Source organism: Blautia liquoris (assembly GCF_015159595.1).
GTDB classification, from domain to species: domain Bacteria; phylum Bacillota; class Clostridia; order Lachnospirales; family Lachnospiraceae; genus Novisyntrophococcus; species Novisyntrophococcus liquoris.
On record NZ_CP063304.1, the window covers coordinates 406964 to 428046 of the forward strand.

Annotated in this window: 31 protein-coding genes; all 31 read left to right on the plus strand. The window is 42.8% G+C overall.

All coding sequences use genetic code 11. The annotated features are described in order from the left end of the window. Window positions 1-10 precede the first annotated feature (10 nt). Window positions 11-2146 carry an LTA synthase family protein gene (locus INP51_RS01865; protein ID WP_193736065.1) on the plus strand — a complete coding sequence of 712 codons (2136 nt, stop codon included), beginning with the start codon at window positions 11-13 and terminating at the stop codon, window positions 2144-2146. 144 nt (window positions 2147-2290) lie between these two features. After that, window positions 2291-3583, plus strand: coding sequence for a bifunctional folylpolyglutamate synthase/dihydrofolate synthase (locus INP51_RS01870; RefSeq protein ID WP_193736066.1), 1293 nt, complete (start codon window positions 2291-2293; stop codon window positions 3581-3583). A 30-nt stretch (window positions 3584-3613) separates the two neighbouring features. Continuing rightward, the gene (locus tag INP51_RS01875; protein WP_193736067.1) at window positions 3614-3784 is read left to right on the plus strand and encodes a hypothetical protein; all 171 of its coding nucleotides are present in this window, start codon (window positions 3614-3616) and stop codon (window positions 3782-3784) included. Between the two features lies 1 nt (window position 3785). Then, window positions 3786-5213 (plus strand): tetratricopeptide repeat protein, encoded by a 1428-nt coding sequence (locus INP51_RS01880; RefSeq protein WP_193736068.1) that lies wholly within the window; start codon window positions 3786-3788, stop codon window positions 5211-5213. Between the two features lie 138 nt (window positions 5214-5351). Next, window positions 5352-5690: an STAS domain-containing protein gene (locus INP51_RS01885; RefSeq protein WP_193736069.1), complete on the plus strand. Its 339-nt coding sequence runs from the start codon at window positions 5352-5354 to the stop codon at window positions 5688-5690. A 41-nt stretch (window positions 5691-5731) separates the two neighbouring features. Continuing rightward, on the plus strand, window positions 5732-6178 hold the full coding sequence (gene spoIIAB, locus INP51_RS01890; RefSeq protein WP_193736070.1) for an anti-sigma F factor: 447 nt from the start codon (window positions 5732-5734) through the stop codon (window positions 6176-6178). A 10-nt stretch (window positions 6179-6188) separates the two neighbouring features. Beyond that, window positions 6189-6902 carry a SigF/SigG family RNA polymerase sporulation sigma factor gene (locus INP51_RS01895; RefSeq protein WP_193736071.1) on the plus strand — a complete coding sequence of 238 codons (714 nt, stop codon included), beginning with the start codon at window positions 6189-6191 and terminating at the stop codon, window positions 6900-6902. A gap of 74 nt (window positions 6903-6976) precedes the next feature. Continuing rightward, the gene (locus INP51_RS01900; protein WP_193736072.1) at window positions 6977-7609 is read left to right on the plus strand and encodes a stage V sporulation protein AA; all 633 of its coding nucleotides are present in this window, start codon (window positions 6977-6979) and stop codon (window positions 7607-7609) included. After that, window positions 7591-8010 carry a stage V sporulation protein AB gene (locus INP51_RS01905; RefSeq protein ID WP_193736073.1) on the plus strand — a complete coding sequence of 140 codons (420 nt, stop codon included), beginning with the start codon at window positions 7591-7593 and terminating at the stop codon, window positions 8008-8010. The genes INP51_RS01900 and INP51_RS01905 overlap by 19 nt, the downstream gene beginning before the upstream one ends. A 53-nt stretch (window positions 8011-8063) precedes the next feature. Continuing rightward, a complete protein-coding gene (gene spoVAC, locus INP51_RS01910; protein WP_193736074.1) occupies window positions 8064-8531 on the plus strand; it encodes a stage V sporulation protein AC in 468 nt (155 codons plus the stop codon). A gap of 91 nt (window positions 8532-8622) precedes the next feature. Further along, entirely contained in the window at window positions 8623-9645 is a 1023-nt protein-coding gene (locus tag INP51_RS01915; RefSeq protein ID WP_193736075.1) for a stage V sporulation protein AD, read from the plus strand. Between the two features lie 5 nt (window positions 9646-9650). Beyond that, the gene (locus tag INP51_RS01920; RefSeq protein WP_193736076.1) at window positions 9651-10007 is read left to right on the plus strand and encodes a SpoVA/SpoVAEb family sporulation membrane protein; all 357 of its coding nucleotides are present in this window, start codon (window positions 9651-9653) and stop codon (window positions 10005-10007) included. 139 nt (window positions 10008-10146) lie between these two features. Further along, window positions 10147-11061, plus strand: a complete 915-nt coding sequence (gene murB, locus INP51_RS01925; protein ID WP_193736077.1) for a UDP-N-acetylmuramate dehydrogenase — start codon at window positions 10147-10149, stop codon at window positions 11059-11061. 13 nt (window positions 11062-11074) lie between these two features. Then, a complete protein-coding gene (rapZ, locus tag INP51_RS01930) occupies window positions 11075-11956 on the plus strand; it encodes an RNase adapter RapZ (RefSeq protein WP_193736078.1) in 882 nt (293 codons plus the stop codon). A 3-nt stretch (window positions 11957-11959) separates the two neighbouring features. Beyond that, window positions 11960-12919: a DNA-binding protein WhiA gene (gene whiA, locus INP51_RS01935; protein ID WP_193736079.1), complete on the plus strand. Its 960-nt coding sequence runs from the start codon at window positions 11960-11962 to the stop codon at window positions 12917-12919. Then, on the plus strand, window positions 12912-13166 hold the full coding sequence (locus INP51_RS01940) for an HPr family phosphocarrier protein (RefSeq protein WP_193736080.1): 255 nt from the start codon (window positions 12912-12914) through the stop codon (window positions 13164-13166). Before whiA ends, INP51_RS01940 begins: the two co-directional genes overlap by 8 nt. A gap of 76 nt (window positions 13167-13242) precedes the next feature. Further along, window positions 13243-14235, plus strand: a complete 993-nt coding sequence (locus tag INP51_RS01945) for a type IV pilus assembly protein FimV (RefSeq protein ID WP_193736081.1) — start codon at window positions 13243-13245, stop codon at window positions 14233-14235. A 335-nt stretch (window positions 14236-14570) separates the two neighbouring features. Beyond that, complete coding sequence (gene rpsJ / locus INP51_RS01950; RefSeq protein ID WP_193736082.1) at window positions 14571-14888, plus strand: 30S ribosomal protein S10; 318 nt, start codon at window positions 14571-14573, stop codon at window positions 14886-14888. A 166-nt stretch (window positions 14889-15054) separates the two neighbouring features. Then, window positions 15055-15690: a 50S ribosomal protein L3 gene (gene rplC / locus INP51_RS01955; protein WP_193736083.1), complete on the plus strand. Its 636-nt coding sequence runs from the start codon at window positions 15055-15057 to the stop codon at window positions 15688-15690. A 19-nt stretch (window positions 15691-15709) separates the two neighbouring features. Next, window positions 15710-16330: a 50S ribosomal protein L4 gene (gene rplD / locus INP51_RS01960; RefSeq protein WP_193736084.1), complete on the plus strand. Its 621-nt coding sequence runs from the start codon at window positions 15710-15712 to the stop codon at window positions 16328-16330. Beyond that, window positions 16330-16629, plus strand: a complete 300-nt coding sequence (gene rplW, locus INP51_RS01965; protein WP_193736085.1) for a 50S ribosomal protein L23 — start codon at window positions 16330-16332, stop codon at window positions 16627-16629. Before rplD ends, rplW begins: the two co-directional genes overlap by 1 nt. A gap of 32 nt (window positions 16630-16661) precedes the next feature. Continuing rightward, window positions 16662-17507, plus strand: a complete 846-nt coding sequence (rplB, locus tag INP51_RS01970) for a 50S ribosomal protein L2 (RefSeq protein ID WP_193736086.1) — start codon at window positions 16662-16664, stop codon at window positions 17505-17507. A 13-nt stretch (window positions 17508-17520) separates the two neighbouring features. Then, on the plus strand, window positions 17521-17802 hold the full coding sequence (gene rpsS, locus INP51_RS01975) for a 30S ribosomal protein S19 (protein WP_193736087.1): 282 nt from the start codon (window positions 17521-17523) through the stop codon (window positions 17800-17802). Between the two features lie 42 nt (window positions 17803-17844). Beyond that, entirely contained in the window at window positions 17845-18231 is a 387-nt protein-coding gene (rplV, locus tag INP51_RS01980) for a 50S ribosomal protein L22 (RefSeq protein ID WP_193736088.1), read from the plus strand. A gap of 11 nt (window positions 18232-18242) precedes the next feature. Continuing rightward, window positions 18243-18899, plus strand: coding sequence for a 30S ribosomal protein S3 (rpsC, locus tag INP51_RS01985; protein ID WP_193736089.1), 657 nt, complete (start codon window positions 18243-18245; stop codon window positions 18897-18899). A 2-nt stretch (window positions 18900-18901) separates the two neighbouring features. Then, the gene (rplP, locus tag INP51_RS01990; RefSeq protein ID WP_193736090.1) at window positions 18902-19339 is read left to right on the plus strand and encodes a 50S ribosomal protein L16; all 438 of its coding nucleotides are present in this window, start codon (window positions 18902-18904) and stop codon (window positions 19337-19339) included. Then, the gene (gene rpmC / locus INP51_RS01995) at window positions 19329-19538 is read left to right on the plus strand and encodes a 50S ribosomal protein L29 (RefSeq protein ID WP_193736091.1); all 210 of its coding nucleotides are present in this window, start codon (window positions 19329-19331) and stop codon (window positions 19536-19538) included. The genes rplP and rpmC overlap by 11 nt, the downstream gene beginning before the upstream one ends. Before the next feature lie 25 nt (window positions 19539-19563). Further along, entirely contained in the window at window positions 19564-19821 is a 258-nt protein-coding gene (gene rpsQ / locus INP51_RS02000) for a 30S ribosomal protein S17 (RefSeq protein WP_193736092.1), read from the plus strand. A 13-nt stretch (window positions 19822-19834) separates the two neighbouring features. Then, window positions 19835-20203 carry a 50S ribosomal protein L14 gene (rplN, locus tag INP51_RS02005; RefSeq protein ID WP_193736093.1) on the plus strand — a complete coding sequence of 123 codons (369 nt, stop codon included), beginning with the start codon at window positions 19835-19837 and terminating at the stop codon, window positions 20201-20203. Between the two features lie 10 nt (window positions 20204-20213). Beyond that, window positions 20214-20516, plus strand: a complete 303-nt coding sequence (gene rplX / locus INP51_RS02010) for a 50S ribosomal protein L24 (RefSeq protein ID WP_193736094.1) — start codon at window positions 20214-20216, stop codon at window positions 20514-20516. A gap of 23 nt (window positions 20517-20539) precedes the next feature. Continuing rightward, complete coding sequence (gene rplE / locus INP51_RS02015) at window positions 20540-21079, plus strand: 50S ribosomal protein L5 (protein ID WP_193736095.1); 540 nt, start codon at window positions 20540-20542, stop codon at window positions 21077-21079. Window positions 21080-21083 lie beyond the last annotated feature (4 nt).

The following is a 21083-nucleotide window of genomic DNA, read 5'->3' on the forward strand; positions in this document are numbered from 1 at the left end:
GGAGATTAGAATGAAGTTACTGAAAAAAATTAACTGGCAGAAGATAAGTATATTCTGTAATAGGGTTTCCATAATTTTACAGGCTCTGGCCTGCTGCCTGCTTTATTTTGTGATAGAAGCGATTTCCCGCCATTCCTTTGTACAGGCCTGGGATTTTATGACGAGCCGTCCATGGGTATTTTTGTATAATTCATTTTTGATTTTTACTACTTCGATTATTGTATATCTGTTTCGAAGAAGAACGCTAGTTCGAGTGACGATAGGAGCATTGTGGCTGCTTCTCGGTATCGTGAATGGTGTGATTTTAGCCAATCGTGTTACTCCGTTTACCGGCCCGGATTTGAAACTTTTAAGTGATGCCACAAAGATCGTGAATAACTATCTATCGCCTGCTCTATTGGTTGTTGTTATCATATTATTGATTATCGGAGTGTTTCTCCTGATATGGCTTGGAATCAAAGGACCAAAATTCAAAGGAAAAATCCACTGGCCGGTCAATATCGCACTGGTCGTTGTAACGGCACTTCTCTTTGTGGGGACTACGAAACTTGCGCTTGAAAAGCGAGTTCTTTCCAACTATTTTGGTAATATCGCATTTGCCTATCAGGATTATGGCTTTCCGTATTGCCTTGGAGTGACCATCTTTGATACTGGAATTTCTGAGCCAAATGGTTATTCCGAAGAACTGATGGACAATATCATAAAAAGTGAAGGTGATCATCCGGATACACAGATGGAACAACAGCCCAATATCGTCTTTTTGCAGCTGGAATCCTTCTTTGATCCGGAACAAGTCAATTTCCTGAATCTCTCGGAGGATCCGATTCCTATTTTCAGACAGCTGATGAAAGACTATTCCTCAGGTTATTTCCGTGTGCCTGCTGTCGGAGCGGGAACGGCGAATACAGAATTTGAAGCGATCACGGGGATGAGCCTTCATTATTTCGGACCGGGCGAATATCCCTATAAGACGATTTTAAAACAAAGCACTTGTGAAAGCGCTCCGTTCGTGTTAAAAAATCTTGGGTACTCGACACATGCAATTCATAACAATGAGGCGAACTTCTATGCCAGAAAGTCGATATTTCCGATGCTAGGATTTGATTCCTTTACCTCCGAGGAGTATATGCCGGATATCTCAGATACGAATGAGAATGGTTGGGTGAAGGATCATATTTTGACGGATGAAATTGTAAAGGCCATGGATGCAACCGATGGGCCGGATTACGTATACACGATCTCTGTACAGGGGCACGGCGATTATCCGACGGAGCCGATACTTAGCAATCCGGAAATTACAGTTACCGGTGCGGAGAACAAAGAAAAGAATAACTATTCCTGGGAATATTATGTCAATCAAATTCATGAGATGGATAATTTTATAAAAGAATTGACAGATACACTGTCGAAATACCCGGAACCGGTAGTGCTTGTGATGTACGGCGATCATCTGCCGACGATGGGACTTGAGACTAAGGATATGGAGAATCGTTATCTCTTCCAGACAGAATACGTGATGTGGGATAATTTTGGATTAAAGAAGCAAGACAAGAATCTGTCCTCCTACCAGGTAGCAGCGGAGGTATTTAACCGCATTGGAATCCATGACGGAACAGTTTTAGGATTTCATCAGACACGCAGGAATACAAAAAATTACCAGGTGGATCTGGAAGCACTACAGTATGATCTGCTTTACGGAAAAAAGTACGCTTATGGCGGAAAGAGTCCATATAAGAAGAACCCTATGACACTTGGTGTACTTCCGATTACGATTGACAAAGTGGAGAAAATCTCAGATGACACGTATTCGATTACGGGTGAGAACTTTACGGCGTCGAGCAGGTTAGAGATCAATGATAAGATGCTCGAAGATACACGCCCTGTCAGTAACACTCAGTTCTTGATTAAAGATCTGGACCTGAAAAATGGCGACAAAGTTGATATTGCGCAGCAGAGTAACTCTTCGACGAGAAGAGTACTGTCTCGAAGTGCAGCTGTCATATATCAGGCTCCAGATGCCGAAAACGATATGACGCTTCCTTCCAAGACGCCGCAGGCGACTGGGACTGGGGATCCGGATCCGTCAAAAGAGGCACACGACACTTCCGAAGAACCCGCAGACGAGACAAAAATGGAAGATAATTGAAAAAACCTTAAAAAATGACACAAACCAGAAAAGTGTCGAAGAAAAACTCTAAAAAACTATAGACATATTCCATCACTAGAAGTATCATAATGAACAGGGGCCGCACTTTAAGCGGCCCAACTATGAATAAAGTGGTGGAATATTTTGAATTACGCAGAAGCTGTTGAATATATAGATGAGATACCCAAATTTACCAAGAAGAATTCTTTAGATCACACAAGAGAACTGCTGCGGCGTATGGGCAGTCCAGAAGAAAAGTTCAAGATCATACATGTAGCCGGAACGAATGGGAAAGGAAGCGTATGCTCTTATCTGAATGCTATGTTGATGGAAGGGGGTTACCGCTGTGGCATGTTTACGTCACCGCATTTGGTTAAGATTAACGAGCGATTTATGATCAACAATAGAAAAGTAAGTGATGAATTGTTTCTTGAGGCGTTTACAGAGCTAAAAAAAATCATTGATCAGTTTATTGTACAGAAAGAGGCGCACCCAACTTATTTTGAGATGCTTTTTTTGATGGGGATGTACATTTTTGACAAAGAAGATGTCGAATATGTGATCCTTGAGACCGGGATGGGCGGCCGGCTTGATGCAACTAACACGGTAAAGAGACCGCTTGCCTGTGTGATCACTTCGATCAGCAAAGATCATATGGAGTATCTGGGAGATACAATTCCGAAGATCGCGGCCGAAAAGGCGGGGATTATCAAACCACATGTGCCGGTAATTTATGATGGACATAAGAGGGAGGCTGCCTGCGTGATTGCGGCAAGGGCCAAAGAGCTTAAAAGTCCGGCATATGAATTGGTATCATCCATGTATACTGTGAAAAAGCAGGGAAGAGACGGGATTACGTTTGAATTTTCATTTGAAAAGGAGAAAGTGACCTTACAGATTCCTTACATAGCAAAGTATCAGATGATGAATGCGTCACTGGCATATCTTACCATGAAAAAGCTTGAGAATGTTCATCATATTTCGCGTGAAAACCTGATCCATGGAATTGCCAAATCCAGATGGCCCGGCAGGATGGAGACGGTGCTTCCCGGAGTGATCATAGACGGTGCTCACAATGAAGATGGAATTGCAGAATTTGTAAAGACAGTAAATGATTTTAAAAGTGAAGGTGAAGTCACGCTTCTTTTCTCGGCGGTCCGTGATAAACGGTATCAAAGTATGATTCGGGAGATTGTAGAGGGAATACATCCGCAGCATGTAGTGACAACACAGATTTCGGGAAACAGGATCGTATCTGCTAAAGAGCTTGCAGCTGTATTCGCAGAGCTTGGATGTCAGGATGTCTCGGCCTGTTCGAATGTGGGAGCGGCCTTCGAAACCGCAAATCATAAGAGAAAGGGAGGCATGTTGTTCTGTGTCGGCTCTTTATATCTTGTCGGAGAAGTGAAAGATTATCTGAACAACCGAAACCGGTAGGTAACGAGAAGTCTTACAGTTGGAGGATATATGATTAATTACGAGGAAGAGCTAAAAAAATTTAAACCGCTGCTGGATGTGGATGAAGTGGAAGACGCTATATACAGCAGGGATCTGACAGATGTCATAGATATATTAAAAGAGATGCTGAAGATGAATCATGACATGAACTACGATCAGGATACGAAGGAGCAGACATAAGATGAAATGTATGAATTGTGGTGCGGTGGTTCATGATGCCAAGATTTGTCCTGAGTGTGGCTTTGATCTTGAGGTTCAGATGCATTCTCTGCAGCTTTCTGTTCAATATTATAACCAGGGATTGGATAAAGCCCAGATTCGTGATTTGTCCGGGGCTATTGAACTGCTGAAAAGAAGCCTCAAATTCAATAAGTTGAATATCCCGGCCAGAAATCTTCTGGGACTTGTCTATTTTGAAACAGGAGAGGCAGTATCTGCCTTAAGTGAATGGATTATCAGCAAGAATATCATGCCGGATAACAATGCGGCTACGGATTATATTCAGAAACTACAGTCTGAACCGGCAAAACTTGATATGATTAACCAGACCATAAAAAAATTTAATATTGCATTAAAATGCTGCCACGAGGGGAATGAAGATGTTGCGGCGATTCAGCTGAGGAAAATCTTGTACCAGAATCCCAAACTGATCAAGGGTTACCACCTTCTGGCTTTGATCTATCTGAAGAGAGAAGAGTATGAAAAGGCCAGGAGAATATTGAAAAAGGCTATGAGAATTGATAAGACGAATGCAACGTCTCTGCGCTTTTTAAAGGAAGTGGACGAGCAGACAGGTACTGTGACCAGTCTTGAGCCGAGAAAACTTTTCCGACGGCAAAAGGGAGAGCAGGCACCAAAGGAGCAGATTCAGCAGGACAGTGTGACTGTGATTCAGCCACCGACGTTTCGCGAGACATCCATGGCGGCAACGCTCCTTAATATCGGGCTGGGGCTGATTGTGGGAGGGCTGATGGTCTGGTTTCTGTTGATTCCGTCTATCAAACAGGGAATTAACCGTAACGCGAATGAGAAGATCGTTGAGTACAGCAACACGATGGCAGGTCAGAAAACTCAGATTTCAGATCTGAATGATCAGATCAAAAAGTCAAATGACACGGTGGCATCAGCACAGCAACAGATCAATGATGCCAACGAAAAGACCACTGCATATGAGAACCTGATGAAGGCGAATTCTGCTTACACGGATGAAAAATATGATCTGGCAGCAAATGCTCTTGAGGGGATGAACACGGAACTGTTGTCTGTGGATGCAAAGGAAATCTACGATAAGATTTATGCAAGTGTGCAGACTACGATGTTCACACAGCTGAAATCAGCAGGTCAGGAAGCCTTCGATAAAGAGGATTATGACATGGCAATCGATAAGTTGACCAGGGCAAAGGAGATCAAGGACAATGATTACACGGTGCTCAACCTTCTTGCTCATTCTTATCGTAATAAAGGGGATACCCAGAATGCGATTGACAATTTTCAGGAAATTATAGATAAATTTCCAAAGACAAAACGTGCGAACAGTGCGAAGAGCTTTATTGATAAGCTGCAGGCAAATACGAAGACGCCGGATGATACGAAGTCTGGCGATGATTAAAAAAGAGAAACCTCCAAAATGGGGATGCGCTATTTCGCGTATCCCCATTTTGATTTCGGATTACCAGGTACAAGCTGCCGGGCAGTCCATAAATATCAATATTGTGTACTGATAAATTTAGGGAAAGGGGTTAGACAGATGAATGATTTACATGAATTATTTCAGGTCAAGGGGAACATACTAATAGTCAGAGTACCTGAGGAACTAGATCATCACAGTGCCGAGACAATCCGCGAAGGGTCGGAGGAGATTTTGGAGACACTCAAGATCAGGGAGGTGGTTTTCGATTTTCACGATACACAGTTTATGGATAGTTCCGGAATTGGAATGCTGATGGCAAGATACCGGGAAATGAAACAGATGGGAGGTACAATCAGGGCAGTTCATGTCAGAAAAAGAGTTGCCAAGATCCTGCAGCTTTCGGGTATTTACAAGGTGATTCCAATTGAATTAATACGAAGCTGGAACGATCTTTAAACAATAAAATATAGAAAAGTTCATAAGGAGGTTATACACAGATGGAGAACACCAATGAAATGGTAATTGAGTTTGACAGCCGCTCATGCAATGAAGGGTTTGCCAGAGTAGCTGTCGCAGCATTTTGCACACAACTGAATCCTACACTTGAAGAGGTGGCGGATCTGAAGACTGCGGTGTCGGAAGCTATCACAAATTCTATCATACATGCCTATGACGAGGGTGTACATAAGATTCGCATGGAATGTAAGATTGTTGATCATGACTTGTATGTAACGGTCATCGACTATGGAAAAGGTATTGAAGATGTCGCAAAAGCCATGGAGCCTCTCTTTACTACAAAACCTGAGATGGAACGTTCTGGTATGGGCTTTGCTTTTATGGAAGCTTTTATGGACGATCTGAGTGTTATCTCAAAGCCGGGCGAGGGGACGCAGGTTCATATGATGAAACATATTGGGAGCGAGACAACACGCCCCCTTGAATAGGAGGAACTTCATGGATCATACCCTTATGTTGATAGAAAAGGCGCATACAGGGGATAAAGAAGCAAGAGATACTTTAGTTGAACAGAACTTAGGCCTGGTGTACTCTGTTGCAAAGAGGTTTATGAACCGTGGTGTAGAGATGGAGGATCTGGTACAGATTGGAAGTATTGGACTGATTAAAGCTATTGATAAGTTTGATACTACTTTTGATGTCAGATTCTCTACTTATGCGGTTCCGATGATTACAGGTGAGATCAAGAGGTTTTTGCGGGACGATGGCATGATCAAGGTCAGCCGTTCTATGAAAGAGACAGCCGGGAAAGCTTATATGGCTCGCGAGATTCTCGAGAGGAAACTGGGCAGGGAGCCAAGTCTGAACGAAATTGCCGAAGAGATTGAGCAGTCTGCACCGGAACTTGCCATGGCCCTTGATGCGGCGGCCGATGTGGAGTCTTTGCACAAAGTCATTTATCAGGGAGAAGGTAATGATATTTCTTTGATGGATCGAATTGAAGATCCTGTTTCCTACGGAGACAGGATGATGGACCGCATGCTGCTGGAAGAGATATTGAAAAAGCTGGATGCTGAAGAAAGACAGCTCATCTATCTGAGGTATTTCTGTGATCAGACTCAGTCAGCCATTGCTGAGAGGATGGGAATCTCTCAGGTTCAGGTGTCCAGGATGGAGAAGAGAATACTGAAACAGCTTCGCAGGGAAATTTAGTCTCTTCTGCGAATAGTTTCCATGGAAATTGCCATACTAAGCTTATAGATTAGAGAGGAAGGCAAGATGGCCAGATGAGTAAGATACTTTATGTACAGACAGATAAAAATGTGAAAGTGACCAAAGAAACGGTTCTTCTCGGTGATATTGCAAAACTTAGCAGTGCGGATGCCAAAGTATTACAAAGAAATCAATGTCGCAAGGTGGTTTCTCTTGCGAAAGGCAAATATGGCAGATATGTAGTTTCCGCAATGGATTTGATAAAAGAAATAGAAAAAGAAGAGGAGAACGTGGATGTAACGCATATCGGAGAGGCGACTTTTGTGATCACCTATGAGAATCCGAATGCGAAGAGTTCCGTTATAAGCTGGGTAAAAACAATTCTGATCAGCCTTGTCACGTTCTTTGGCACAGCGTTTTCAATTATGACATTTAATACAGATGTGTCAGTGGCTAAGTTGTTCAGGCAGATCTATCACATGTTCACCGGAGGGAAATCATCGGGGTTTACCATTCTGGAAATCACCTATTCTATAGGCATCGCGATCGGTGTTATCTTCTATTTTAATCATTTTGGAAGCAGAAAGCTGACGCAGGACCCAACACCTATGGAGGTACAGATGAGACTTTATGAGGATGATGTCGATACGACAATCATTGAGAAAGATGAGCGGAGGAATAAGAAATCATGTGGCAGCAATTCTTGATGGGAGGTCTTGGCCTGGTGAGCGGCTTTATCATAGCAAGCGGGACGGTGGCTTTTATCATTAGCCTTGGTGTTGTGCCAAGATATGCAGGGATCACGCGGACAGCAGATAAGGTGATGCTGTATGAAAATTGTTGTATTTTCGGAGCTATATTAGGAAATGTTCTTTCACTCTACCGAGGACAGCTCCCGCTTGGAACAGCGGGGCTTGCCATATATGGAATCTTTGCTGGGATCTTTCTGGGAGGATGGGTGATCGCCTTGGGTGAGGTGGTCGACATCTATGCGATACTTGCCAGACGTGCCGGTCTTACACGTGGGATTCCCATCGTGATTGTCTGTATGGCACTTGGCAAAGCACTGGGATCGCTTTTTTATTTTTTTAAAGGCTGGGCAAAATAAAAGAGTTACAGCAAACGAAAAGTACAAAAATCAGGAGGAAGTTACGAAACGATATGGGAAGCATAAAAGATGAAGACAAAAAGAAGGAATATGAACAGTATGTGAACCAGGTGACACCAAAAAATAATCTGTTTGTGCAGATGATAAAAGCCTTTGTTGTCGGGGGGCTGATCTGTGATCTCGGTCAGGTTATCCTGAATTATTGCAAGAGTCAGAATATGAATAAAGAGACGGCAGGGGCATGGTGCTCATTGACTTTGATCTTTATCAGTGTAGTTTTGACGGGTCTGAACCTGTATCAGAAACTGGTAAGTTTTTCGGGTGCAGGAGCGTTGGTCCCGATCACGGGTTTTGCTAATTCTGTAGCGGCACCTGCCATAGAATATCAAAAAGAGGGCCAGGTCTTCGGGGTCGGATGCAAAATTTTTAATATTGCGGGCCCTGTGATCTTATACGGTGTTTTTATCAGCTGGCTTTTGGGTCTTATCTATTGGATTCTAAAGTTGATGCATGTGGTATGACAGCGTGCATCAAGGAGCAATCCGTGTATTATGGAATGATACACAATACTTTTAGAAAACAGAATGAACAGAAAGGTGGATGGTTTCGTATATGAACCAGATAAAAGGCAGACAAAGTACAAAATTCGAAAAGGATGTATATATTCTCGGCTGTGCTTCTGTTGTCGGACAGAAAGAAGGGGAAGGTCCCCTGGGAGATAATTTTGATAAGGTGGTAAAGGATCCGATGTTTGGAAAAAAGAGCTGGGAAGAGGCGGAGAGCGAGATGCAGGCTATAGCGGCACGCTTGGTCCTTGAAAAATGCCAGATCAAGGCAGACGATATCCGTATGGTATTCGCAGGAGATCTGTTGGCACAGTCGATTGCATCGTGTTTTGGACTGGTCGACCTGAATCGGCCTCTCTATGGTCTCTTTGGTGCATGCTCCACTATAGGTGAGGCAATCTCACTGGGGGCTATGGCGGTAGCAGGCGGATATGCAAATCATGTATTATCTATGACGTCCAGCCATTTTGCAAGTGTAGAGAAGGAATTTAGATTTCCCCTTGCTTACGGTAATCAGAAACCGCCCTCATCCAGTTGGACTGTCACAGGCAGCGGGGCCTGTGTTATCTCATCGGAGAAGAGCAACGTTAAGATTACGGGGATAACATCCGGAAAGATCGTCGATTTTGGTCTCAAGGATTCACAGAATATGGGAGCTTGCATGGCTCCGGCAGCAGCAGACACCATTTCTCAGAATATGGCTGATTTTGACAGAAATCCCGGAGATTATGATCGGATCATCACCGGAGATCTGGGTAAGATTGGAAGAGAAATACTTATAGAGTTGATGAAACAGAAAGGATATGATATTCGTGACAACTATCTGGACTGTGGAATGCTGATATTTGACTCAAATACACAGGATACGAATGCGGGGGGAAGCGGATGTGGATGTGCAGCAACCGTTCTGGCGTCGACGCTGATACCGAAATTGGAATCAGGAGAGTGGCAGAGAATCCTCTTCGTTCCTACCGGGGCTTTGATGTCTAAGGTGAGCTTTTTTGAAGGACAATCAGTTCCGGGAATTGCTCAGGGCGTTGTCTTGGAATATGTGGGAAAGGAGAAATAAAGATTATGGATTATATAAATGCATTCTGGGTAGGAGGATTGATCTGTGCATTTTGCCAGATACTGCTTGAGAAAACAAAGATGATGCCCGGACGAATCATGGTGCTTCTGGTTTGCTCCGGTGCAGTTTTGAGCTTTTTAAATCTTTATGATCCATTTGCCGATTATGCGAAGGCGGGAGCCAGCGTTCCACTTCTTGGTTTCGGTCATCTGCTCTATCAGGGAGTCAAAGAGGCAGTCGACAAGCAGGGATTTATCGGCCTCTTTACAGGTGGACTAAGAGCCGGTGCGGCCGGAACCAGCGGAGCATTAATCTTCGGATATTTGGCAAGCCTCGTGTTCAAACCGAAGATGAAAGACTGAAAACCAAATGTCACAGTTGCGTTTTTTTCCAACCGATAGTATAATCTAAATATTAAAGCCCCGGGGGGCTTAAGAAAACAAAGGGTCAGAAGTGTCTTGACCCTTAAAGTATTTCCGGAAATGAGGTTATGAATGGTTTATGGCGGAGGATATCAAAAAGCGTTTTTATGACATAACAGGAGAATCAAACGTAAAAGAATACGAACCGATGAAAATGCATACCACTTTTCGTGCGGGAGGACCCGCCCGATATTATATCTGCCCGCACACGGTATCTGAGATTTCACAGATCCTACAGGTCTGTCGGGAATATGAACTTTCTTGGTTCATTCTTGGACGTGGCAGTGATCTGCTGGTCTCGGATCAGGGATATGATGGAGTTATCATACAGATGTATCAGAATTTTGATGATATTGCAATTGAAGGCAACCAGATCAGGGCACTCTCGGGTGCTCTGCTTTCCAGAATAGCTGCAAGAGCTCAGAAAGCATCGCTTGGTGGATTTGAATTCGCCTCAGGGATTCCCGGTACTCTGGGGGGGGCTGTTATGATGAATGCCGGAGCTTATGGCGGGGAGATGAAACAAGTCCTTGCCGGCGCCACAGTGATGGATCAGGCGGGCAATGTCATAAAACTTGCTGCAGATGAACTTCACCTTGGGTATCGAACCAGTGTGATTAAAGAAAAAAACTATATTGTTTTGGAAGCAATTCTTGAGCTTATTCCAAAGGATAAAGAAGAGATTCTTGTTCTTATGAATGATTTACAGGAGAGGCGTGCATGCAAACAGCCACTCGAATATCCGAGTGCCGGGAGCACGTTTAAGCGTCCCAAGGGTTATTTTGCCGGAAAGCTTATCATGGACAGCGGCCTTCGGGGATATTGTGTCGGGGGTGCCTGTGTGTCAGAAAAGCACTGCGGTTTTGTGATTAACAGAGATAATGCCAGTGCCTCAGAGATCTATCAGCTGATCAGTTATATTAGAAGAACCGTCCATGAAAGATTTGGTGTCTGGCTGGAACCGGAAGTGAAGATGTTGGGAAAGTTTGACTAGGAGATAAGCATACATGCGTTTTGTGATAGTGACAGGGATGTCCGGAGCCGGAAAGAGTACGGCACTTAAGATGCTGGAAGATATGGGGTATTTTTGCGTAGATAATCTTCCGATTTCTCTTGCTGAAAAGTTTGCTCAGCTTATCTTAGATGGTGTCGAGGGAAGAATCAGAAAAGCCGCCATGGGCATTGATGTCCGAAGTGGTCAGGCTCTGGAAGATTTGCAGAACGTTTTGGAGCATATGAGTATCATCGGAATCGAATACGAGATACTTTTTCTCGATGCAAGGGACGATGTCCTTGTCAAACGTTACAAGGAGACAAGACGGGCACATCCTCTGGCGAACGGTGGCCGTATAGATGTCGGAATTAAGAAAGAGAGAGAAAGATTAGAATTTCTGAAAAAACAGGCTGACTATATTTTAGATACGAGTCAGCTTTTGACCAGAGAGCTGAAGATAGAACTGGATAAGATTTTTGTATACAATCAGGAGTTTAACAGTCTGATTATAACGGTACTGTCTTTTGGCTTTAAGTATGGAATACCATCTGATGCGGATTTGGTATTTGACGTCCGTTTTCTTCCCAATCCGTATTATATGGATGATTTAAGACCCAAAACTGGTCTGGACCAGGAAGTCCGCGATTATGTGATGGGATTTGACAATACTCGTATTTTTCTGGAAAAGCTTCAAGACATGATAAATTTTTTGATTCCGAATTACATCAATGAGGGGAAAAACCAGTTGGTGATAGCGGTCGGCTGCACAGGAGGGAAACATCGTTCCGTGACACTTGCCGAAGAACTTTACCGGTGCCTGAAAAAGGGCGAAGGATATGGTTTAAGTCTGGAGCATCGCGATATTGAGAAGGATATGTATCGAAAGAAGGGGTAAAAGATGTCTTTTTCCAGAGATGTAAAGGAAGAATTATCCATGCATATACCGCAGGCGAGACATTGTCAGATAGCGGAGATTGCAGCAATTATCATGTACTGCGGACATGTCAAAATTACGGCAAAAGATCATTTTTCAATCCGGGTACAGACAGAAAATCTGTATGTTGCCAGAAAACTCTTTACTTTATTGCAAAAAACCTTTAAGATAGAAACAGAAAATGTGGTTCGCAGGAGCGAAAATAAGAAAAGACTTGTAACATATGTAGTGTACGTACAGGATGCACGCAGAGTTTTGATGGCGGCAAAACTGTTGGACAGTAATCTGCAGCTGATAGAGAATCCTCCCTTAAAGCACAATGTTATTGTTCAGAACGATTGCTGCAGACGGGCTTTCCTGAGAGGCGCATTTCTGGCAGCTGGTTCGATCAGTGATCCACATCGGTTTTACCATTATGAGATTGTATGTCAGACTTCATGGAAGGCAGAACAGCTCGCAGGCTTAATCCGCAGTTTTGAGATAGATGCAAAGATTGTGAAACGAAAAAACCATTATGTGGTATATGTGAAAGAAGGCTCGCATATTGTCTCATTGCTGGGATTGATGGAGGCGAATGTTTCCCTTTTGAATCTAGAGAATATCAGAATATTGAAGGAGATGAGAAACAGTGTCAACCGTCAGGTGAACTGTGAGGCAGCCAATATCAATAAAACTGTGAATGCAGCCGTAAAACAAATTGATGATATTACATATATCAGAGACACCATAGGTTTAGAGGCTTTAAGTGAAGGGCTGGAGGAAATTGCAGGACTAAGGCTTCAATACCCGGAAGCGACACTGAAAGAACTAGGCATGATGCTTAGCCCACAGGTGGGAAAATCGGGTGTAAATCATAGATTAAGAAAGTTGAGCAATTTAGCAGAGGAGCTAAGAGGAAGCAAGGAGGAGAATTATTATGATTAGGAAACCTATTACCATTGAACTGTCAACTGGAATGGAAGCAAGACCTGTAGCTTTATTAGTCCAGGTGGCCAGTCAGTTCAGCAGTGATATCTATCTTGAGATTCCCGGCAAGAAAATCAATGCAAAAAGTATCATGGGTATGATGGCATTAGGCCTGGATACCGGTGAAAAGGTTACATTGACAGCTGATGGGCCGGATGAAGAGGAAGCCATAAAAAGTGTAGAAGAATATCTGACCAATAAGTGATTAAGATAAACTGGGCTGTTGCTTTTATGTAACAGCCCAATTCGATTGACGATGAAAAAACCAAGGAGAAATATGAATGTCTAAATTTTTACGTTTTATTGTTAATCTGTGCATGATCTGTCTCCTGCTTGGTGCCGCGGCACTGATTGTTCCGCAATTTGCCGGTATATCCACAACAGTCGTGGACAACGATATTACAGATACAAACTTAAGCCTGGGTTCCGTGGTGTATGGAAAAAAGGTCAGCCTTGATAAGCTGAAAAAAGGCGACAGCCTGCTTTCCTCCGCGGATGCCTCAGTACATACTTTAAGGATTACAAAGGCCGATCCAAAGACCGGAGAGTACACATTGAAAAGTGGGGAAAAGAAAGAAGAGAAAGTCACACTCCACGATAATGCTGAAAAAGTTCTGGTGACAGTACCCGTAATCGGGTATCTCGCCATAGCTATACAGACGTTTGAGGGAAGAATCATTCTTGGACTGATGATTGCTTTTCTGGTGATTTTATTCATCCTTTCTGAAATATGGAAAAATAGTGAAGAGGAAGAAGAAGTGGAAGAAGATGTCAGGGATCTTGATTACGAGAAATCAGATCCGATAGATACCGGACATATAGAAGAAGACGAGACAGCAGCCATAGAGGAATATGAAAAAAAGACTGACAAGGTAAGCCTGGATGACGACACACAAGATACATCTGACGTGGTAAAAGAAATTCAGGAACTAATATTGGAACCCGCAGATGAGCCGGAAGAAAAACCGTCAGAAATTGAAGACGATAATTTTACAGCAGCAATTCAAGCTGCACTGGAGAAGGAAGCAGATGCTGTCCCAAAAGCCGGCAGCACCAGTCAGGAGAAAGAGGTGCCGGAAGAACCGGATCCGGCGATGGAGTCTCCTGCTGAAGAAGATATCCAACACACCTTGGCGGATCATAAAATATTAGCCATGCCTGCCATGACAGCGGAAGAACTTCTGCAAAAAGCTCTGGAAGAAGGCGATGATCCGAAAATCATCAAATATGAGGAGGAAGGGATAACGCTAATTGATTATTCCGATGTCCTGTAGATAATCATGGTATGCATTGAAATGATAACAATCACGGATGCATACCTGTTTTTTTGTAAATAATAAATTTTTTAAAAAAGTTCTTGCATTATGGGGAAAAACCTAGTATAATGGCTCTGTTGTGACATTGATAGCGTGGAAGCGTGAGGTTGCTGCCTATTAGCAGGTTTTCCGTGGAGCGAATGTCAAGTTATGAAACTGGCGACAAGTCACTGTACAAAGAGAATAGTCCACTGATGTGGAACGGTTGTGTGAATAGTTAGGACACACACGGAGAAGTGTACAGTCACCACTTGTCGTACTCGAATAGTGCGAATAAGGAGGCGACTTTTTTTATGGCAAGTCAAGTAATGAGAATCACATTAAAGGCTTATGAACATCAATTGGTGGATGCATCTGCAGCAAAAATTGTTGAAACTGTGAAAAAGAATGGAGCAACTGTGAGCGGACCGGTTCCGCTTCCGACAAAGAAGGAAGTTGTTACTATCTTGAGATCTGTACACAAGTATAAAGATTCCAGAGAACAGTTTGAGCAGAGAACCCACAAGAGACTAATTGATATCATTGCACCGACACAGAAGACAGTTGATGCATTATCACGTCTTGAGATGCCGGCTGGTGTCTATATTGATATCAAGATGAAGACAAAATAAGCGTTAGTTGATTGAAAAAATCCTAAGTTTTTTGATATAGAAGAAACACTTCGCAGGAATCAACATCCCATCCCATATGGGTTATAGTGTTCCACTTATATCAACTGTGCTAGGATGAGCTCCGCGATATGCGGTGCTCCGCTGTAGAACAACAGGAGGTAAAAGAATGAAGAAAGCAATTTTAGCTACAAAAGTTGGAATGACTCAGATCTTTAATGAAGATGGAACGGTTATTCCGGTAACTGTATTGCAGGCGGGTCCTTGTGCCGTTACTCAGATTAAGACACAGGATAACGATGGTTACAGTGCAGTTCAGGTCGGTTTTACTGAGAAGAGAGAAAAACTTATCAATAAACCGATAAAAGGGCAGTTTGATAAGGCCAGGGTGTCTTACAGAAGATTCTTAAAAGAATTCAGACTGGATGATGCCGAAGATTATAAATTAGGACAGGAAATTAAGGCGGACATTTTTGAAACCGGCGATAAAGTTGATGCAACTGCTGTTTCTAAGGGAAAAGGATTCCAGGGTGCCATTAAGAGACATAATCAGTCCAGAGGACCTATGGCTCATGGCTCCAAATATCATCGCCATGCAGGATCCAATGGTTCGGCATCTGATCCGAGCAAGGTGTTTAAGGGAAAAAAGATGCCTGGACACATGGGTGGAAAACAGATCACTGTTCAGAATCTTGAGATTATACGCATTGATTCCGATAACAATTTACTGCTGGTCAAAGGATCTGTCCCAGGACCTAAGAAAGCACTGGTAACGATTAAGGAAACAGTGAAGACTGCAAAATAATGGGAAGGAGGACTAACAGATGTCAAATGTATCTGTTTTAAATATGGAAGGCAAGGAAGTTGGCACCCTTGAACTGAATGATGCAATATTTGGTGCAAAGATTAAAGAACACCTCGTACATCAGGCAGTAGTGCTGCAACTTGCAAATAATCGTCAGGGAACACAGAAAGCTAAAACACGTTCCGAAGTAAGGGGCGGGGGAAGAAAGCCATGGAGACAAAAAGGAACCGGTCATGCGAGACAGGGATCCATCCGGGCACCGCAGTGGACAGGCGGCGGAGTTGTATTCGCACCGCAACCAAGAGACTACTCGTTCAAGATGAATAAGAAAGAAAAAAGAGCTGCTCTTCTGTCAGCATTGACAAGCAAAGTTCAGGATAAAAAATTCATCGTCCTCGATGAATTGAAACTTGACAATGTTAAGACAAAAGACATGAAGAAAGTTCTGGACAATCTAAATGTATCAAGTGCAATCCTTGTTCTTGGAAAAGAAAATGAGAATGTAGTGTTATCAGCGAGAAATCTCCCGGGAGTAGCTGCTACGACCGTGAATACACTGAATGTATATGACCTGCTGAAATACAACACTGTAATCGCTACGAAAGCAAGTGTTGCATCTATTGAGGAGGTGTACGCATAATGGCAAAGCTGAATTATTATGATGTAATCTTAAAACCAGTTGTGACTGAGAAGAGCATGAGCTCCATGGGCGAGAAGAGATACACATTCTTAGTTCATCCGGAAGCGAATAAGACACAGATCAAAGATGCTGTTGAAAAGATGTTTGACGGAACAAAGGTAAAAAGTGTCAATACCATGAATGTACTCGGAAAGAAAAAACGCCGTGGAATGGTAGTAGGAAAGACAGCTAAGACGAAGAAGGCAGTCGTTTCTCTGACAGACGACAGCAAGGACATCGAGCTCTTTGAGAGTCTGTAAAATAAGACAGAAATTAGAAAGGAGTTAATAGAATGGGAATCAAAAGTTTTAACCCATATACACCTTCCAGAAGACATATGACTACTTCTGATTTCTCCGAGATTACAAAATCTACACCGGAGAAATCTCTGCTGACATCTCTGGACAACAATTCTGGACGTAATAACCAGGGTAAGATTACAGTAAGACATCGCGGAGGCAAGGGCAGAAGACAATATAGAATTATTGATTTTAAAAGATATAAAGACGATATACCTGCGACTGTGAAATCTATCGAATATGATCCGAACAGGACAGCTAACATCGCTTTGATCTGCTACGCAGACGGAGAAAAATCATATATTCTTGCACCGGAAGGACTGAAAGTCGGCACAAAAATTATGAATGGCCCAAATGCTGAAGTACGTATCGGAAACTGCCTGCCATTATCATGTGTACCTGTTGGTACGAATGTTCACAATATTGAACTGCATGTAGGAAAAGGCGGACAGATGGTTCGCTCAGCGGGAGGCGATGCTCAGCTCATGGCAAAAGAGGGCAAATATGCCACCCTTCGTCTTCCTTCAGGAGAGATGAGAATGGTTCCGATTCAGTGCAGAGCTACAGTTGGGACGGTAGGAAATGGTGACCACAGCCTGATTACAATCGGCAAGGCTGGACGTAAACGTCACATGGGTATTCGTCCGACTGTTCGTGGATCTGTTATGAACCCAAATGACCATCCACATGGAGGTGGAGAGGGCAAGGCACCAGTTGGACGCCCGGGGCCAAGCACACCTTGGGGCAAGCCTGCTCTTGGATATAAGACAAGAAAGAAAAATAAACATTCCAATAAATATATTATTAGAAGAAGAGATGGGAAAGCATTATCTAAATAAGGAGGTTATTTGAATGGCTCGTTCACTGAAAAAGGGACCATTTGCAGATGAAAGCTTACTGAAAAAGATCGACGCTGCAAACGAGTCCAAAGATAAAACAGTAATAAAGACATGGTCAAGACGGTCTACAATCTTCCCGTCATTCGTCGGACACACAATTGCTGTTCACGATGGCAGAAAACATGTCCCGGTTTATGTTACAGAAGATATGGTCGGACACAAACTGGGAGAGTTTGTCGCAACCAGAACCTATAGAGGACATAGCAAAGACGAAAAGAAATCTGCAATTCGCTAGTGACAAAAACCCCTTATGGGATTGAAAGGAGGCCTACTAATCATGGCTAAAGGACACAGAAGTCAGATTAAGAGAGCAAGAAATGAAGAAAAAGATACAAGACCTTCAGCGAAACTGTCATATGCTAGAATGTCAGTTCAGAAGGCTTGCTTTGTACTAGATGCAATTCGTGGAAAAGATGTTGAGACTGCACTCGGCATCCTGACCTATAACCCGAGATACGCCTCGGATGTGATCAAAAAACTGCTGGAATCCGCTGTTGCAAATGCTGAAAATAACAACGGATTAAGCAAAGAGAACCTCTATGTAGCTGAGTGCTATGCGAATAAAGCGCCGACTATGAAGAGAATTAAACCAAGAGCACAAGGCAGAGCGTATCGAATCGAAAAGAGAAACAGTCATATCTCTATCGTGTTAGATGAAAGATAAGGAGGGTAAGAATGGGACAGAAAGTTAACCCACATGGCATCAGAGTCGGAGTCATCAAAGACTGGGATTCAAAATGGTATGCACAAGGCGATTTTGCCGATTGTTTAGTCGAAGACTATAATATCAGAAACTTTTTAAAGAAAAAATTATATGGCGCCGGTATTTCAAAAATTGAAATTGAGAGAGCGTCAGACAGAGTAAAAGTGATTATCTATACGGCGAAACCTGGTATCGTTATCGGTAAAGGTGGATCCGAGATTGATAAAACAAAAAATGAACTTAAAAAATATACAGACAAGAAACTGATTGTTGATATCAGAGAAGTTAAAAAACCAGATCGCGATGCTCAGCTTGTGGCAGAGAACATTGCTCTCCAGCTGGAGAATCGTATTTCCTTCCGCCGTGCGATGAAATCCACGATGCAAAGAACCATGAGAGCTGGAGCAAAAGGTATCAAAACATCAGTATCTGGTCGTCTTGGTGGAGCTGATATGGCTCGTACAGAGTTTTACAGTGAAGGTACCATCCCGCTGCAGACTTTACGTGCAGATATCGACTATGGTTTCGCTGAAGCAGACACAACTTACGGAAAAGTTGGCGTAAAAGCATGGGTCTACAATGGTGAAATACTTCCAACCAAAGGAGCTGAGGAAGGGAGCGGTAAATAATTATGTTAATGCCAAAGAGAGTAAAACGTCGTAAACAATTTCGTGGATCTATGAAGGGCAAGGCCTTAAAGGGAAACAAAATAAGCTATGGCGATTATGGACTGATCGCTACAGAACCTTGCTGGATCAAATCAAATCAGATAGAAGCTGCCCGTGTCGCTATGACTCGTTTTATTAAACGTGGCGGTAAAGTTTGGATTAAAATATTTCCGGATAAACCAGTAACTGCAAAACCTGCAGAAACTCGTATGGGTTCCGGTAAAGGCGCTCTTGAATACTGGGTAGCAGTTGTAAAACCAGGCCGTGTATTGTTTGAAATCGCAGGTGTCCCGGAAGAGACAGCCCGTGAAGCATTACGTCTTGCTATGCATAAGTTACCATGCAAATGTAAAATCGTTTCTCGTGCAGATTTAGAAGGCGGTGATAACAGTGAAAATTAATAAGTATGTAGAAGATTTAAGAACAAAATCAGCTGCAGAATTAAATGATGAATTAGTAGCTGCTAAAAAGGAACTCTTCAACTTGAGATTCCAGAATGCAACCTATCAATTGGAAAATACGAGCAGGATCAAAGACGTTCGTAAGAATATTGCAAGAATTCAGACTGTGATTGCCCAGAAAGCCAAAGCAGAGAATTGAAAACTGGAAAGGAGTACCAGATACCGTGGAAGAAAGAAATCTGAGAAAAACACGTGTCGGCAAAGTAGTCAGCGATAAGATGGATAAGACGATTGTCGTTGCAATTGAAGATCACGTTAAACATCCGCTTTACAAAAAGATCGTGAAGAAGACGTATAAATTAAAAGCACACGATGAGAACAACGAGTGCAAAATCGGTGATACCGTGAAGGTTATGGAAACCAGACCGTTATCGAAAGATAAGAGATGGAGACTGGTTTCAGTCTTAGAAAAAGCAAAATAAGGAGGACGCTAGGATGATTCAGCAGGAAAGCAGATTAAAAGTCGCTGATAATACTGGGGCAAAGGAAATCCTCTGCATACGCGTTATGGGCGGTTCAACAAGAAGATATGCAAGCATCGGGGATGTAATCGTTGCTTCGGTCAAAGATGCAACACCAGGTGGCGTTGTGAAAAAAGGTGATATTGTAAAGGCCGTTGTTGTTCGCACTGTAAAGGGAAGCCGTCGTAAAGATGGTTCTTATATCAAATTTGATGAGAATGCAGCCGTTATCATCAAAGATGACAAGACTCCAAGAGGAACCCGTATTTTTGGGCCAGTAGCCAGGGAGCTTCGTGAGAAACAGTTCATGAAGATTGTTTCTTTAGCTCCTGAAGTATTATAGGAGGTCAAACATGGCAGTTAAAATTAAAAGAGGCGATACCGTTCGAGTAATCGCCGGAAAAGATAAAGGCAAAGAAGGAAAAGTTCTTTCCGTAAAAGAGAAAAAAATTCTTGTTGAAGGCGTCAATATGGTGACAAAGCACGAGAAACCTTCTATGTCAAATCAGCATGGTGGTATTATATCAAAAGAATCTCCCCTTGATATCTCGAATGTGATGTACCTTCACAATGGGAAAGTTACAAGAATAGGTTACAAGATGGATGGAGACAAAAAGGTCCGCGTTGCCAAGGCAACAGGCGAAGTAATCGATTAAGAAAGAGAGGAGGCCAAAAAACAGTGAGTAGATTACATGACAGCTACAACAGTGAAATTGTTGATGCGTTGACAAAAAAATTTGAATACAAGAATGTTATGGAAGTGCCGAAACTTTCAAAGATCGTTATTAACATGGGTGTCGGTGAGGCAAAAGAGAATGCGAAAGTATTAGATGCTGCAGTCAGTGATCTGACAGCGATCTCAGGTCAGAAACCGGTTCTTACAAAAGCAAAAAAATCTGTTGCTAACTTTAAGATCAGAGAAGGAATGCCGATTGGATGCAAAGTTACCTTACGAGGTGAGAGAATGTATGAATTCCTCGATCGTCTGGTAAATCTTGCACTTCCTCGTGTTCGAGATTTCCGCGGTGTGAATCCTAATGCGTTTGACGGAAGAGGAAATTATGCCCTAGGTATCAAAGAGCAGTTAATCTTCCCTGAAATCGAATATGACAAAGTCGACAAAGTTCGTGGAATGGATATTATCTTCGTTACAACAGCGAAAACAGATGAAGAAGCTAGAGAATTATTGGCTCAGTTCAATATGCCGTTTGCTAAATAAGGAG